The sequence below is a fragment of the Dactylosporangium sp. NPDC051541 genome (assembly GCF_044454505.1).
Classification (GTDB): Bacteria; Actinomycetota; Actinomycetes; order Mycobacteriales; family Micromonosporaceae; genus Dactylosporangium.
Map to the genome: position 1 here is coordinate 1,096,836 of NZ_JBITDU010000001.1, position 14,456 is coordinate 1,111,291.

General features: G+C 70.6%; 11 protein-coding genes. 7 read left to right on the forward strand and 4 right to left on the reverse strand.

The window, feature by feature from the left end; translation table 11 throughout:
• The first annotated feature begins 139 nt into the window (after nt 1–139).
• The 6 genes from ACIA8L_RS05010 to ACIA8L_RS05035 are packed head-to-tail and all read left to right on the forward strand — an operon-like array spanning nt 140 to nt 6,733.
• On the forward strand, nt 140–874 hold the full coding sequence (locus ACIA8L_RS05010) for an ABC transporter ATP-binding protein (protein ID WP_395900511.1): 735 nt from the start codon (nt 140–142) through the stop codon (nt 872–874).
• Nucleotides 871–1,638, forward strand: a complete 768-nt coding sequence (locus ACIA8L_RS05015; protein ID WP_395900513.1) for an ABC transporter ATP-binding protein — start codon at nt 871–873, stop codon at nt 1,636–1,638. Before ACIA8L_RS05010 ends, ACIA8L_RS05015 begins: the two co-directional genes overlap by 4 nt.
• On the forward strand, nt 1,635–3,428 hold the full coding sequence (locus tag ACIA8L_RS05020; protein ID WP_395900515.1) for an AMP-dependent synthetase/ligase: 1,794 nt from the start codon (nt 1,635–1,637) through the stop codon (nt 3,426–3,428). Before ACIA8L_RS05015 ends, ACIA8L_RS05020 begins: the two co-directional genes overlap by 4 nt.
• A complete protein-coding gene (locus tag ACIA8L_RS05025; RefSeq protein WP_395900517.1) occupies nt 3,425–4,312 on the forward strand; it encodes a branched-chain amino acid ABC transporter permease in 888 nt (295 codons plus the stop codon). Before ACIA8L_RS05020 ends, ACIA8L_RS05025 begins: the two co-directional genes overlap by 4 nt.
• Nucleotides 4,309–5,409: a branched-chain amino acid ABC transporter permease gene (locus tag ACIA8L_RS05030; protein WP_395900519.1), complete on the forward strand. Its 1,101-nt coding sequence runs from the start codon at nt 4,309–4,311 to the stop codon at nt 5,407–5,409. The genes ACIA8L_RS05025 and ACIA8L_RS05030 overlap by 4 nt, the downstream gene beginning before the upstream one ends.
• 16 nt (nt 5,410–5,425) lie before the next feature.
• Nucleotides 5,426–6,733, forward strand: coding sequence for an ABC transporter substrate-binding protein (locus tag ACIA8L_RS05035; protein WP_395900521.1), 1,308 nt, complete (start codon nt 5,426–5,428; stop codon nt 6,731–6,733).
• Between the two features lie 3 nt (nt 6,734–6,736).
• On the opposite strand, the gene ACIA8L_RS05040 is transcribed toward ACIA8L_RS05035, so the two are convergent.
• Nucleotides 6,737–7,558 (reverse strand): DUF5753 domain-containing protein, encoded by an 822-nt coding sequence (locus tag ACIA8L_RS05040; protein WP_395900523.1) that lies wholly within the window; start codon nt 7,556–7,558, stop codon nt 6,737–6,739.
• A gap of 78 nt (nt 7,559–7,636) precedes the next feature.
• On the reverse strand, nt 7,637–9,868 hold the full coding sequence (locus ACIA8L_RS05045) for a hypothetical protein (protein WP_395900525.1): 2,232 nt from the start codon (nt 9,866–9,868) through the stop codon (nt 7,637–7,639).
• A 261-nt stretch (nt 9,869–10,129) separates the two neighbouring features.
• Between ACIA8L_RS05045 and ACIA8L_RS05050 the strand changes: the two genes are divergently transcribed.
• A complete protein-coding gene (locus ACIA8L_RS05050) occupies nt 10,130–12,799 on the forward strand; it encodes an EAL domain-containing protein (RefSeq protein ID WP_395900527.1) in 2,670 nt (889 codons plus the stop codon).
• 153 nt (nt 12,800–12,952) lie between these two features.
• On the opposite strand, the gene ACIA8L_RS05055 is transcribed toward ACIA8L_RS05050, so the two are convergent.
• Both ACIA8L_RS05055 and ACIA8L_RS05060 read right to left on the reverse strand, forming a co-directional pair.
• Nucleotides 12,953–13,585 carry a hypothetical protein gene (locus tag ACIA8L_RS05055; protein ID WP_395900529.1) on the reverse strand — a complete coding sequence of 211 codons (633 nt, stop codon included), beginning with the start codon at nt 13,583–13,585 and terminating at the stop codon, nt 12,953–12,955.
• 125 nt (nt 13,586–13,710) lie between these two features.
• A complete protein-coding gene (locus tag ACIA8L_RS05060) occupies nt 13,711–14,445 on the reverse strand; it encodes a M50 family metallopeptidase (protein ID WP_395900530.1) in 735 nt (244 codons plus the stop codon).
• Between the last annotated feature and the right edge of the window lie 11 nt (nt 14,446–14,456).

Consider the following 14,456-nt stretch of genomic DNA (forward strand, 5'->3'; position numbering starts at 1 on the left):
GACGGTTACTGATTCGGGACTTGATTTTGCACAGAGAGACGGTTAAATACACGTAACTTCATACACCGCCGGTGCAAATAGTTTCGGGGGTCCGCACGTGCTACGGGTCCAGAACCTCGAAGTTGTCTACGACGATGTGATGCTGGTCTTACGGGGTGTGAGCCTCGACGTGCCGGAGGGCCGGATCGTCGCGCTCCTCGGTGCGAACGGCGCCGGCAAGACCACGCTGCTGCGGGCCCTGTCCGGGCTGCTCGGCGTGCACGACGGCGCCGTCACCCGCGGCTCGGTGACGCTCGACGACCGCCCGGTCCACCGGCTGCGCCCGGCCGCGATCGTGCGGCGCGGGGTGAGCCAGGTCATGGAGGGCCGGCGGACGTTCGCCGAGCTCACCGTCGAGGAGAACCTGCGGCTGGGTGCTCACACCCGCCGCCGGGGCGCGGCCGCGGCGATGGAGCGGATGTACGCGCTCTTCCCCGTCCTCAAGTCTCGCCGCGGGTCGATCGCCGGCTACCTCTCCGGTGGCGAGCAGCAGATGCTGGCGATGGGCCGGGCGCTCATGTCCGAGCCGAAGTACCTGCTGCTGGACGAGCCGAGCCTGGGCCTGGCCCCGCGCATGGTCGAGCAGGTGCGCGACCTGATCACCGAGATCAACCGGGCCGGGACGGCCGTGCTGCTGGTCGAGCAGAACGCGACCATGGCGCTGTCCGTCGCCGAGCACGGCTACGTCCTGGAGAACGGCAAGGTCGTGCTGGACAAGCCGGCCGACGAGCTGCTCGCCGATGACGACATCCGCGAGTTCTACCTGGGCGCCCACGCGGAGCACAGCTTCCGCGACGTCAAGCACTACAAGCGCCGGAAGCGGTGGCTGTCATGAGCGATGTCCTGCGGTTCAAGGACGTGAGGCTGAGCTTCGCCGGCGTCAAGGCCATCGACGGGGTCGACTTCAGCGTCGGGGCCGACGAGCTGTTCGCGGTGATCGGGCCCAACGGCGCCGGCAAGACGTCGATCTTCAATGTGATTTCCGGGGTGTACCGCCCGCAGCAGGGACGGGTGCTCCTGGAGGACAACGACATCACCGGGCTGCGCCCGGACCGCGTCGCGCGGCTCGGTGTGGCCCGGACGTTCCAGAACGTGGAGCTCTTCCGCCAGCTCACGGTCGTGGAGAACCTGATGCTGGGCCGGCACCACCACATGCGCTACGGCACCCTCGCCGCGATCGCCTGGCTCGGCCGGGCCCGCCGCGAGGAGCTGGCCAACCGGGCCCGGGTCGAGGAGATCGTCGACTTCCTGGAGCTGGCCCAGTGGCGGCGGATGCCGGTGGGGCTGCTGCCCTACGGCGTGCAGAAGCGCGTCGAGCTCGGCCGGGCCCTGGCGATGGAGCCGAAGCTGCTCCTGCTCGACGAGCCCGTTGCCGGGATGAACCTCGAGGAGACCGAGGACATGGCCCGCTACATCCTCGACATCCGCGAGGAGCTGGGCATCCCGATGATCCTCGTGGAGCACGACATGGGTCTGGTCATGGACCTCGCCGACCGGGTCCTCGTCGTCGACTTCGGCGTGCCGGTCGCGTGCAGTACCCCCAAAGAGGTCCAACAGAACCCGGATGTCATCCGCGCCTATCTGGGGGAGACGCAATGACCATCGCCGACCTCGTCCGCGACCGCGCGGAAGCGAGCCCCGAGACGGTCGCGATGCGGGAGAAGCACCGCGGCATCTGGCGCGAGATCACCTGGCGCGAATACTGGGCCACCGCCCGGCGGGTCGCGCACGCGCTGCGGGGCCTCGGCGTCGGCCCGGGCGACCGGGTCGCGATCCTGGCCGAGAACCGGCCCGAGTGGCTCTTCGCCGACGTCGCCACCGTGGCGCTGCGGGCCGCGACCGTCGGGCTCTACCCGACCAGTCCGGCCGGCGACGTGGGCTACCTGCTCGCCCACTCCGGCGCGAAGGTCCTCATCGCCGAGGACCAGGAGCAGGTCGACAAGGCCCTTGCGGTGCTCGGCGACTGCCCCGACCTCCAGCGGATCGTGTACCTCGATCCGAAGGGGATCCGGCGGCGGTACAAACACGAGGCCCTGCTCTCCTGGGACGACATGCTGGCCGGCTCGCACGAGGACCCGCTCGAGCTCGGCGCCGAGCCCGGCGACCTGGCGGCCCTCGTCTACACGTCCGGCACGACGGGCCGGCCCAAGGGCGCGATGCTCACCGTCGCCAACGTGGACTTCGCGATCGGGGTGCTGCGCGGCGACGGTGGCCTGACCGACCCGCCGCCGGGGCCGCGCGACCTGGCGCTGTCCTACCTGCCGCTGTGCCACGTGGCCGAGCGCGTCTTCACCGTCTGGCTCGGCGCGGCCTCGGGAGTGGTCGTGCACTTCGGCGAGTCGATCGCCACGGTGCAGGCCGACCTGCGCGAGGTGCAGCCGACGATCCTCTTCGGCGTCCCGCGGATCTGGGAGAAGATGCTCGCCGGGGTCACCACCCGGATCGCCGGTGCGTCGCCGATCAAACGGGCCAGCCTCAGGCTCTGGCTGCGGGTCGCCGACGGCATCGGGGCGACATTGGCCCGGACCGGCGGGCGGCACACGTTCGGCAGCCGGCTGCGGTACACCCTCGGCTGGCTCTGCTGTTATCGCGCGCTCCGGGAACGCATCGGCCTGCGTCGAGTGCGGTACGCGGCCAGCGGCGCCGCACCGGTCGCGCCCGAGGTGCTGCGGTTCTTCATGGGCATCGGGGTGGCGATGCACGAGGTGTACGGGATGACGGAGAACTCCGCCATCGCCACCGCCAACCAGCCGGGCCGGGTCCGCCTCGGCACCGTCGGCGAGCCGCAGCCCGGGGTCGAGGTGCGCATCGGCGACGACGGCGAGATACACACCCGGCACGCGGGGACCTTCGCGGGGTACTTCCGCGACGAAGCCGCCACCGGCGCCGCCCTCACCGCCGATGGCTGGCTGCGCACCGGCGACATCGGCACGCTCGACGGCGGCTACCTGCGGATCAACGATCGGGCCAAGGACATCATCATCACCGCGGGCGGCAAGAACATCGCCCCCAGCGAGCTCGAGAACGCGCTCAAGGCCTCCCCGTACATCAAGGAGGCGATCGTCGTGGGCGACCGGCGGGCCTACCTCACCGCGCTGGTCGGCATCGAGCTGGAGACCGTCGGCGAGTGGGCCCAGCGGCGCGGCCTGGCCTACACCACCTACCGCGACCTGTCCGGCAAGCCGGAGGTGCGGGCCCTCGTGCGCGGCGTCGTCGACGGCGTCAACGCCGGCCGCGCGCCGGTGGAGCAGCTCAAGACGTTCCGGATGCTGCCCAAGGAGCTCGACCACGAGACCGGCGAACTGACCGCCACCCAGAAGGTCCGCCGCGCCGCGATCGCGGAGGCGTTCCGGACCGACATCGACGAGATGTACCGGAGTCCCGCGTGAAGGATCTGCTGGAGAGCGTGCTGCGGGGCGTCGGCACCGGGAGCGTCTACGCGCTGCTGGGCCTCGGCTTCGTCATCATCTACAAGGCGACCCGGGTGATCTCCTTCGCCCAGCCGTCGTTCATGTTGGCCGGGGCCGTGCTGGTGACCTACCTGGTCGGCCCGCTCGGCTTCTTCCTGGCCCTCGTCGTGGCGGCCGCGGCCACCGGCGGGCTGGCGCTGGGCGTCGAGCGGCTCGCGGTGCGCCCGATGATCGGCCGCCCGGTGTTCACCGTCGCCATCATCACGCTCGGCATCGACGTCGCCGTCCGGGTCGTCGACAACGCGTTCATCGGCCTGGATGTACGGCACGTCGGTGACCCGTGGGGCCTGAAGGTGCTCACGCTGCCGGGCGGCATCCTCGTCGAGCAGCGGCACATCGCGATGGTCCTCACCACCGCCGTGCTCATCGCGGGGCTGTTCGCGTTCTTCCGTTACACGAAGACCGGGCTGGCGATGCGGGCCGCCGCCTACGACCAGGAGGCCGCACTCGCGCAGGGTGTCAGCGTCGGGTCGGTCTTCGCCGTGTCGTGGGCCCTGGCCGGCGCCCTCGCGGCCGTGGCCGGCACCTTCGCCGCGGTCGGCGGGAGCGTCAGCGAGTCGCTGTGGCTGGTCGCGCTGACCGCGCTGCCGGTCATCATCCTCGGCGGCCTCGACTCGCTGCCGGGCGCCGTCATCGGCGGGGTCGTCGTCGGTGTCGTGCAGGAGGTGACCGCGACCTACCAGGGCCACCTGTCGTGGCTGGGCGGCAACTTCTCCGTCGTCACGCCCTATGTCGTCATGCTGCTCGTCCTGCTGGTCCGCCCCTACGGCCTGTTCGGCACCCGGGAGGTGACGCGGGTATGAGAAAGCGCCCGCTCCTGCACACCGCGTACTCCCAGGATTTCGCACTGTTCGGCAGTACCGTGCAGCGCTCCTTCGTCGTTCTGGGTCTTCTGGTCGCGCTGGCGATGCCGTTCCTGGTCCAGGACGACGTGCTGCAGCTGCTGGGCCTCGCCTGCGTCACCGCCGTCGGCGCGCTGGGGCTCAACATCGTCACCGGCCTGGCCGGGCAGGTGTCGCTCGGCCACGCGTTCTTCCTGGCCATCGGGGCCTACACGGCGGCCGCCCTGGCCGGTGACCCGGACGGGCGCACGATCGGCTTCGGCGTCACCGAGATCCTGGTCTGGCTGCCCGCCGCCGGCCTCGTCGCCGCCCTGGCCGGGATGCTGGTCGCGCCGCTGGCGACCCGGCTGCGCGGGCTCTACCTGGCCGTGGTCACCCTCGGGCTGGTCTTCATCGGCGGGCACATCATCAACGGCTGGTCCGAGCTGACCGGCGGGCCCGGCGTGGGCCGCCAGCCCCCGGCCCCGACGCTGCTCGGCTACGACCTCAACACGTCCGACGCGTTGCTGACCAGGGACCAGAAGTTGTACCTGCTGATGCTGGTCCTGCTCATCATCGGCGCGCTGGCGGCCCGCAACCTGGCCCGCTCGCGCGTCGGCCGGGCGCTCACCGCCATCCGGGACCGCGACATCGCGGCCGGGGTGATCGGGGTGAACCTGGCCCGCTACAAGACGGTGGCCTTCGGGGTGTCGTCGTTCTACGCCGGCTGTGCCGGTGCGCTGCTCTACGTCGGGGCCGGGTACTTCGACCCGACCTCGTTCGACCTGCTGCTGTCGGTGCAGTACATCGCCATGATCCTCATCGGCGGGGCGGGCACGGTCAGCGGCGCGGTCCTGGGTGCCTTCCTGATCACGCTGCTGCCGCGGCTGACCCGGGAGCTGCCGGCGCTGCTGCCCTTCATCAGCTCGTCCCCGGCGGAGTCGCCGAATGCCTATCAGCTCGAAACCGTCCTCTACGGCGTGTTGATCATCTTCTTCCTGATCTTCGAGCCGCGCGGGCTGTTCGGCATCTGGATCCGGCTGCGCAACTACTGGAAAGCCTGGCCCTTCTCGTACTAGCTGTAAGGGAGCTTCAATGAAGAGGTCGATCGCTCTCACCCTGGCCGCGGTCCTCGCCGCGGCCGGGCTCTCGGCCTGCCGCGGCGAAGACAACAGCGACACCCCCGCCAACAACGCCGGTGGCGTGAAGACCGACACCGGCATCACCAAGGAGCCGTGCCCGAAGTCCGAGCACAAGGACCGCGGCTGCATCTACCTCGGCATCATCTCCGACCTCACCGTCGGGCCGTTCCACGCGCTCGCGGTGCCGATCACCGAGGCCCAGAAGGCGTTCTGGAAGCGGGTCAACACGCAGGGCGGCATCGGCGGCTACGACGTCGACGCCGAGACCTACGTGCGCGACAACAAGTACAACCCGCAGACCCACAACGAGGTGTACCAGGAGATCAAGGGCAAGATCCTGGCCCTGGCCCAGTCACTGGGCTCGCCGACAACGGCCGCCATCCTGCCCGACATGAAGCAGAACAACGTCCTGGCCGCTCCGGCCGCCTGGACGTCGGCCTACGCGTTCGAGGACAACATCCTCGAGTCCGGAGCCAACTACTGCTTCGAGTCGATGAACGCCGTCGACTACGCCAAGGACACCTTCAAGCCCAAGACCGTCATGGCGGTACACCTAGCCGGTGACTACGGCGACGACGCGGCCGCCGGGGCCAAGATCGCCGCGGAGCAGAACGGCATGACGTTCATCGACGTGAAGACCGACTCCGGCACCGACAAGCAGGCCGGCGCGGTCAACGCGATCGCCACCCAGAAGCCCGACCTGGTCATCATCACCACCGGGCCGGCCGACACCGCGGCCGTCGTCGGCGGGGCCGCCCAGCGCGGCTACACCGGCAAGTTCATCGGCACCAGCCCGTCGTGGAACCCGGGCCTGCTGCAGAGCCCGGCGGCCCCCGCGCTCAAGGCCCTCTACCTGCAGTCCGGGCCCTGGAAGACCTACACGACCGACACACCCGGCCACAAGGCCATGCGCGAGGCGCTCGGCTCCTCCGTCACGCCGAACGACGGCTACACGTCGGGCTGGGTCTGGTCCTACCCGCTGCTCGCGGCCCTGAAGGCGGCCCAGGCCAGCGGCGACCTGACCCGCGCCGGCCTGGTCAAGGCGGCCAAGACCCTGACCAAGGTCGACTACGAGGGCATGCTGCCCGAGGGCGCCGGCAACTACGCCGGCGGCGTCGACGGGCAGGTCCGCCAGTCGATCATCTCCAGCCCCGCCACCGGCACCGGCGGTGCGGACGTGCCACTGGTGAAGGACTTCTTCGTCGGCCCGACGGCGAAGGCCTACAAGCTCGACAAGCCCTGCTACGAGAAGCTGAAGTAGCCCCTACTTCAGCTCGCCGGCGATCTGTCGCAGGAGGTCGATCGTGGCCTCCTGCGACAGCGCCTTCTCCGTGAGGCGGTCGAGGAGCTCCCGATACGCCTTGATCAGCTCCGGCTCCTCCCACAGCAGGGCCCCGCGCCACAGCACCCCGTCGTCGGCGCCGAACTCCAGCAGGGTGAAGTCGCCGTCCCAGCCCGGGTGGTAGCCGGCGCCGGGCGGGACGACCCGCACGTCGGCGTAGGGCCGCTCGGCCACCTCGATCGTGTGCTCCAGCTGGTCGACCAGCAGCGCGTCGTCACCCGGGACCGGGTTGCGGCGCAGCACCGACTCGTCCAGCAGGACCTGCAGGGACAACGGGTCCTCACGCGCTTCACGGGAGAAGAACTCCTCCTGGCGGCGCAGGTGGAACTCGACCCGCCGCTCCGTGTCGGTCGTGGCGTGGGCGTAGCGCTGCGTCTGCAGCAGCGTCGGGAACATCACCGGCGCCCACTCGCCGACCCGGGCCGCCTCGGCCTCGAAGCCGACGTAGGTCACCAGCGGTGTGGACAGTACCGGCCGGAACTCGTCCCACCACATTCGCCGCTTGGCCGCGCGGGCCAGGGCCAGCAGCTCGTCGACGGTCCGCGGGTCGTGGACCCGGTAGTACGCCAGCAGGCTGCGCAGGTCGCTCACGGAGATGGCGACCGTGCCGTTCTCGATGCGGATCAGCTTGGACAGCGACCACTCCATCTCGGCCGCCACCAGGTCCTGGGTCAGCTCCCGCTCGCGCCGGAGCCGTCGCAGCTCGGCCCGCAGGCGGCGCTTGCCAACGATCGGCCCGCTCATGGCCATCACCCCAATCGCGTACACATGGTCGCCCCGGTCGAGGGCTCCGCATGTCTACCCGGATTGCGGCGAATGCACCTATCTCGGGGCGTGGGCCGCGAGAAAGATTCCGGCCATCGCGCTCGCCAGATCTCCGGGGTCGTTGGAGGCCACCGCCTTGCCTCCGGTGGCCTGGGCCATCTCCCGCAGCACGGTCATGTCCGCGTCCCCGCCGTATCCGATGGCGAAGACCACCACCGGCCGTCCGGGGTCGCGCAGGCCGCCCAGCCGGCTCAGGAACTGGTCCTTGGGCATGGAGAACCGCGAGTCCTGGTCGCGGCCGTCGGTCAGCACGACGACGATGTTGACCGCGCCGGAGGCGAACCGGTTCTTCATGTCGCCGACGCCCTGCAGGACCGTCTCGAACAGCGGCGTCCCGGCCTTGGGCAGCGCCGCGTAGTTCTCGGCCACCTTGCGCATGGCCTCGCGCCGGGGCACGTCCCCGACCTTCTCGTCCATCGGGCCGAACGGCAGCGCCACAGTGAACGGCGGCGCCGTGGCCGCGGGCGACGCGAACATCCAGACGCCGAGACTGGTCTCGTCACCGAACAACTGCGCCGCCTGTACCCCGGCCGAGCGCAGCAGGGCCGCCTTGGTCGTCGTGTTGCCGGAGCGGTCGTGCACCTCGTCGTTCATCGAGGCGGACGCGTCGACGAGCAGGAGCGTGTGGTACTCCTGCCGCTTGTACTGGGCCCAGGTCGCGGCCCACTCGGGCACGTTGTCCGGCAGCCCGATCGCGGCCTGATACTTGGCCGTCAGCCCGTCTCCGCTCGGCGCGCCGTCACCCACGGGCCGCAGGCCGCGGCTGGTCAGCTGGGCCGCGAAGTCCTTGGCGTGCATCCGGTCGGTCAGCCGCTTGACGAGCGCCTTGAGCTCGTCGTCGCCCGCCGCCTTCGGGGTGAGCAGCAGCGGGTAGTCGGCCTCCAGCAGGGCGTCGCTGGGATACAGGCCGGCCATGGCGACCGGGTGCCGGGTCTGCTGGTACTTCCACAGCTCCTGCTCGGTCACCGTGAACAGCCCGACGTCCTTGAGCGCCTTGCTCGAGTCCGTCTGCTGGGCCATCTTCTCGAACAGCTTCGCCGGCACCGCCTCCGGATCGGCCAGCCGGGCCCGCACCGACAGCGCCCGCATCTGGGCGATGCCGGGGTCGGTCGTGGTGCGGGCCATCGCGCTCTGGATCTCCATGGCGGCGAGCAGGCCGGCGGTGTCGTGCAGCGGGTTGCCCATGCTGAGCTTGGGGCCCTGGCCGTTGTTGAGCGCGGCGCCCAGCCCGGCCCAGGCCGGCTGCTTGTCGGGCCAGCCGGAGGACTCGGCGTAGGCGCGGGGCGCGGCGATGACGACCGGGGTGCGGGCCAGGGAGACGGGGTCGGGGGCGTAGTCGAACTTGGCCAGCTGGGCCCAGGCGGCGGTGGCCGGGATCCAGGCCTCGCCGCCGGCGTAGGTGTCGGTGGCGGTGACCGCGATGAGCTGGCAGCCGCCGGCCAGGTTGACGCCGATGTCGGTGGCGGCCTGCTCGACGACGGGGGCGAGCTCGGGGGTGACGGTGACGCGCAGCACCCCGCGCCCGCCGCAGGTCTCGGCGGCGGCCCCGGCCCCGGCCGGCGGCGGACCGCTGTCGCCGCCGCGGGAGGCCAGGTTGAGGCCGACGGCGACCCCGGCCGCGACGGCGAGCGCCACGATGACCACCCCGACGGCGATCCACACCTTGGTGCCGGAGGCGTGGTGCTCGTCCTCGCGGAGCCGGGGCGGTGCCGTCGGCGGCGGTGGTGGCGGGGGCGCCGGGTGTCGCTCCGGCTGGCGGGTGTCGGCCGGCCACTCCTGCGGATACAGCGGCGGGAGCCAGTCCTCCCGGCGCGGTGCGATGGCGGCCGTATGCGCCGGCGGCGGCGGGGGGACGTCCACCGCCGGCGCATACGGCTCTTCCTCCTCGTACTCCGCGGGGTGGCCGTCGGAGTACTCGTCGTCGTCGGCCGGCGCCCAGGGGGAGGGGCGGGCGGCCCACGCCGACGATCGCGCGTGGCTCGGGTCCTGCGGAGGCGTGCCTTCGGTCCGGGCGGGCGGCGGCGGCGCCGGTGGGGGTCCGCCGGCCGCCGAGGGTGCCCACGGGGAGGGGGCATCGGCGGGCGGCGGGGGTGGCGACCAGTCGACCGGCTCGGACGTCCGGGGCGGTGGTGCCGGTGGGCGTGGCATCTCACGCGGGGGCGGGATATAGATCCCGTCGGCCGTGACGTCGTCGTCATCACGACGCCGGTGATGCCGTCCCTCCGTCATGGCATCCCTTTCTCTCTTCTGCCGGCCCGCTACGGTGCGCGAGGGTGAGGAAGCGCGATGCGGTCAACCTAGCACCGGAGACCATCGATGAGTGACCGCCTGACTACTTATTGATCATGACCTTGCCTTGCAGTATCTGGAATTCCAAACATTTCGCTCCTATCTCCCGAAGTGTGTTAATCCCCTCACTTCGGGCGCTTAACTGGGGATGCGATCAGCCGATGCCTTGCTCGGCGACATCGATTGCAAGGGGTTCTCCGGGTGGACGTGCGGCTGCTGCGCTGGACGATGGGTCTGGCGGTGCTCAGCCTGGCCTGGCTGGCCGCACAGTGGCCCGGCCCGCTGGTGCACCCGGCCCTCGGCTGGCTGCCGGCCCCCGCGTGCGCGGTGCTCACGATCGTCGTGCTCCTGCACACCGCCCGCGCGGCCCCGGACCGCCGGGCCGGTCGCTTCTGGCGGCATCTGGCCTTCATCCTCGCCCTGATCCTGGCGGCGATGGTGAGCAGCGCCTACGACTCGCTGGTGGGCCCGGGTGCGCCCACCCAGCACTCGAGCGCGCTGACGATGGTGCTGTACCTGACAGCGGTCGGCGTCGTCGTGTATGCCCTGCTGCGCCTGCCGATGGGGCAGCGCAGCCGGCGCGCACTGCTCACGTTCGGCCTGGACATGGCCGTGGTCATCGCCGCCGCCATGCTGGTCGCCGGGTTCTTCGCGGCCCGCTCGTCGGTCAGCCTGACCAGCGTCACCGGCACCTCCTGGACCCTCTTCGGCATCCTGCTGATGCTGTTCGCGGCGATGCTGGCCCTGGCCAAGGTCGCCCTGGCCGGCGCGGGCGCCCTGGACCGCCGGGCCCTCTGGACCATGGGCGGCACGCTGCTGGTCGCGGCCCTGACCGGCGCCTCGGCCCCGCTGCTGGAGTCGCGGCCGTATCTGAACAACGTCCAGATGTCGATCCCGGTCTGCTGCATCGGCCTCGCCCTGGCCGCGGTCCGCCAGCGCCGCGCGTTCGCCGAGCCCGCGGCCGCGGTGGCCCGCCGCCGCGGCCGCCCGTTCAGCCTGGTCCCGTACGCGGCGATCGTGGTCGCCGACGCGTTCGTCCTGTCCGGCATCGACGACGACCCGAGCGGCACCCGCATCCTGGTCGGCGGCTCGGTCCTGCTGACGCTGCTGGTCGTGGCCCGGCAGCTGCTGTCCCTGTATGACAACTCGCACCTGCTGGCCCAGGTCGACACCAGCATGCTGGAGCTGCGCCGCCACGAACGCCGCTTCCGCTCCCTGGTCCAGCACGCCGCCGACATGATGGCCATCTGCGACGCCGACTTCCACGTCACCTACGCGAGCCCCAGCCTCCTGCGCTTCACCGCCGAACCGGCCGCCGCCGACATCAGCCTCCGCGGCCTGGTCCACCCGGCCGACCTGGACCTCCTGACCGGGTCCCTCGGCGGCATCGCCGTCCCCGGCAGCACCACCACCCTCCAGCTGCGCCTGGGCCACGCCGACGGCACCTGGCGCTGGTTCGAGGTGGTGGCCACGAACCTGCTGCACGACCCGAGCGTCCGCGGCGTCGTCGCGAACGCCAGGGACATCACCGAGTCCCGCCGCTACCAGGACCAGCTGAGCTACCAGGCGAGCCACGACGGCCTGACCGGCCTGGCCAACCGCGCCCTGTTCGCCGCGCGGACGGCGGAGGCGGTGACCGAGTCGAGGGCCGGCCACCTGGAGGCGGGCCTCGCGCTGGCGCTGATCGACCTGGACGACTTCAAGGCCATCAACGACCGGCTGGGCCACGCGGTGGGCGACGCGCTGCTGGTGGAGGTCGCGGAGCGCCTGCGCACGACGGTCCGGGCGGGCGACGTGGTGGCAAGACTGGGCGGAGACGAGTTCGCGGTACTGCTCCCGGCGTCGGACCGCGCGCAGAGCACGGCGATCGCCGAGGCCTTCATCGACGCCCTGGCCGCTCCGGTGCGGGCGGCCGGCTACGAGCTCCTGGTCCAGGCGAGCATCGGCGTGGCCGCCCACACCTCCGACTGCGACGCGAGCGACCTGCTGCGCCGGGCCGACATGGCGATGTACGCCGCGAAGGAACTGGGCAAGAGCCGCTGGGTGGAGTACGGCCCCGAGCTCGACGCCCACGCCGTGGAGCACGCCCAGCTGGCGGCCGAGCTGAGCCAGGCCCTGGACCGCGACGAACTGCGGGTGGTGTACCAACCGATCGTGGGCCTGCCCAACGGCGAGATCCAGGGCGTGGAGGCACTGGTCCGCTGGCACCATCCGACGAGGGGCCTGGTGAGCCCCGCGCAGTTCATTCCGGTGGCGGAGCGAACCGGTTTGATCGTCCCGATCGGCGCCTGGGTACTGCAACAGGCCTGCCGGCAAGCGGCAGCGTGGACGAACATTCTGGGCGAGGCCGCCCCGAGAAAGATCAGCGTCAACGCCTCGGCCCGCCAGCTCCTGGAGCCGACGTTCGCCGACACGGTGAAGTCAACCTTGGCCGAGTCCGCCCTGGCGCCGTCCCGCCTGAACATCGAAATAACGGAGACGGCGGTCTTCGGCGGCGGCCGGGCTTTGGACACGGTAAAAGCACTACACGCCGGCGGCGTAAAGATCGCCCTCGACGACTTCGGAACCGGCCACTCTTCTCTGGGCCTCCTGCGAACCTGCCCAGTAGACGTCCTCAAGGTGGACAAATCGTTCGTAGACGGCGTAACCGGCACGGTGGAACAGGAAGCGATAGCCACCTCGATCAGCGAGATAGCCCAGGCCCTACGCCTGGAGGCGGTAGCCGAGGGCGTCGAGACGGAAGCCCAGGCAAAACGCCTACTGGAGCTGGGCTACCGCTTAGCGCAGGGCTTCTACTTCTCCAAACCAAGACCCCCAGAAGAAATCCCACCCCTGTGCAATGCGGAAGCGAGCGTGACCACCGGGGGGTAGGAAGATCACGCCCGCTCCCGCACTCAGGGGCGGAATAAAGCTTTCACGGGACCACTATTTCGCAGGCCCAACTAGGCAGCACAATGGCCGAAGGCCAAACGAAGAAGACACACATTCCCCCCCGGCCCCCCGGAGAAAGAAAGCGTTCAAGCATCAAGCCGCCCACATGGCCGAAAACGCCGCCGCCTCCCCGGCCAGCCACCGCTCCACTGCAGCCTCCTTGAGACCGGAAGGCCGCAGCACATCCCCCCGCCGAAGATCCACGAGCACCGGCGAAGCATTGGGCAGCACGAGATCCATATGACGTGCCATCAGGAACAGCGCCGCCGTCGAAGCCTCCTCCTGCGGCGGGTCCTCGTCGAAGTGCAGCCGCACGGCCTCGCCGCGCCCGTCCGGATACCGCAGACCGAAGTGGGGGTTGATCTTGACGGGCAGTGTCCCGATCATGCACAGCGCGTCCCGCGTCGGCGTGACCTCGACCGGCGTCTCGAGGGACTCCAGGTAGCGCAACGCGCCGGGCACCACGGACTCGTAGAGCGGCTTCCAGCGCGGGTTGACCTGGTCGACGACGGCGTTGAGATAGGTGCCGCCGGTCCGGAACTGAATGTCCGCCTTCAGGGCCTTGACGAGCTGCCCGTGCGGGTTGAAGCCGTGCCCCGACTCGCGCTGCCGGCGCAGGCCGCCGACGAAGCTCGCCTTGCGCGGGCCGGTGCGTCCGACGTAGCGGGTGAAGCTCAGCAGGGTCGCGTAGGGGACGGAACCGGTGGTGGTTACGGGCGCGGTCACTGGCGCTCTCCTCCCAGGTCAAGAGCGTCTTTCGTACATACATTCTAACGGATCCGCGCAAGGATTCCCACCGTGAAAGCACGGTCGGTGGGGCTGTGATCGACGTAACGTGAGATCGAAATCGATCAGCCGAAGAGGTCCTCGACCGGGCCCAGCATGAGCCGGACGCCGAAGGCCAGGCAGCCGAGGACGACGAGCACGAACAACCCGATGAAGACGATCGCCGGGACCCGGGTCAGGCGGGCGATCTGGTCGGCGTCGGAGTTGGGGGCCTGCCGGCGAAACCGGGACTGCTGCAGCTCGAACACCGCGCGCACACCGCCGGCCAGCATGAACCACGCGAAGGCGTAGGCGAACGCGCCCTGCACCCGGGGGTCGGCGAACCAGGAGACCGCGAAGATGATCGCCCCGGCCACGACGACCGAGATCACGCCGTACAAGTTGCGGATCATGATGAGCATCGCGACGAGCAGGACCAGCAGCAGCCACAGCAGGATCGTGATCCGCCCGGCGCCCAGGATCGCCGCGGCCGCCAGGCCCAGCAGGGACGGCGTGATGTAGCCGGCCAGGCCCGTGATGACCATGCCGGGGCCGTTGGGGCGGCCGCGGGACAGGGTCAGGCCGGAGGTGTCCGAGTGCAGGCGGATGCCGGACAGGCGGCGGCCGCTGAGCACGGCCGCGAGCGCGTGACCGCCCTCGTGCGCGATCGTGATGAAGTTGCGCATGACCTTCCACAGGGGGCGGATCAGCACCGCCAGCAGGGCGGCCACGGCGGTCGCGATGACCACCTCACGCGGCGGTGACGGCTGGCGGCCGAGAGCGTCCTGCAACACGTCGAACACGAATGCAGAGCCTGCCATCTCGCGTGTTG

Excerpts from the sequence above, each read along its gene's own strand:
- ACIA8L_RS05010 (WP_395900511.1), top strand. The coding sequence starts at position 140 with ATGCTGGTCTTACGGGGTGTGAGCCTCGACGTGCCGGAGGGCCGGATC.
- ACIA8L_RS05015 (WP_395900513.1), top strand. The coding sequence starts at position 871 with ATGAGCGATGTCCTGCGGTTCAAGGACGTGAGGCTGAGCTTCGCCGGC.
- ACIA8L_RS05020 (WP_395900515.1), top strand. The coding sequence starts at position 1,635 with ATGACCATCGCCGACCTCGTCCGCGACCGCGCGGAAGCGAGCCCCGAG.
- ACIA8L_RS05030 (WP_395900519.1), top strand. The coding sequence starts at position 4,309 with ATGAGAAAGCGCCCGCTCCTGCACACCGCGTACTCCCAGGATTTCGCA.
- ACIA8L_RS05035 (WP_395900521.1), top strand. The coding sequence starts at position 5,426 with ATGAAGAGGTCGATCGCTCTCACCCTGGCCGCGGTCCTCGCCGCGGCC.
- ACIA8L_RS05040 (WP_395900523.1), bottom strand. The coding sequence starts at position 7,558 with ATGAGCGGGCCGATCGTTGGCAAGCGCCGCCTGCGGGCCGAGCTGCGA.
- ACIA8L_RS05045 (WP_395900525.1), bottom strand. The coding sequence starts at position 9,868 with ATGACGGAGGGACGGCATCACCGGCGTCGTGATGACGACGACGTCACG.
- ACIA8L_RS05060 (WP_395900530.1), bottom strand. The coding sequence starts at position 14,445 with ATGGCAGGCTCTGCATTCGTGTTCGACGTGTTGCAGGACGCTCTCGGC.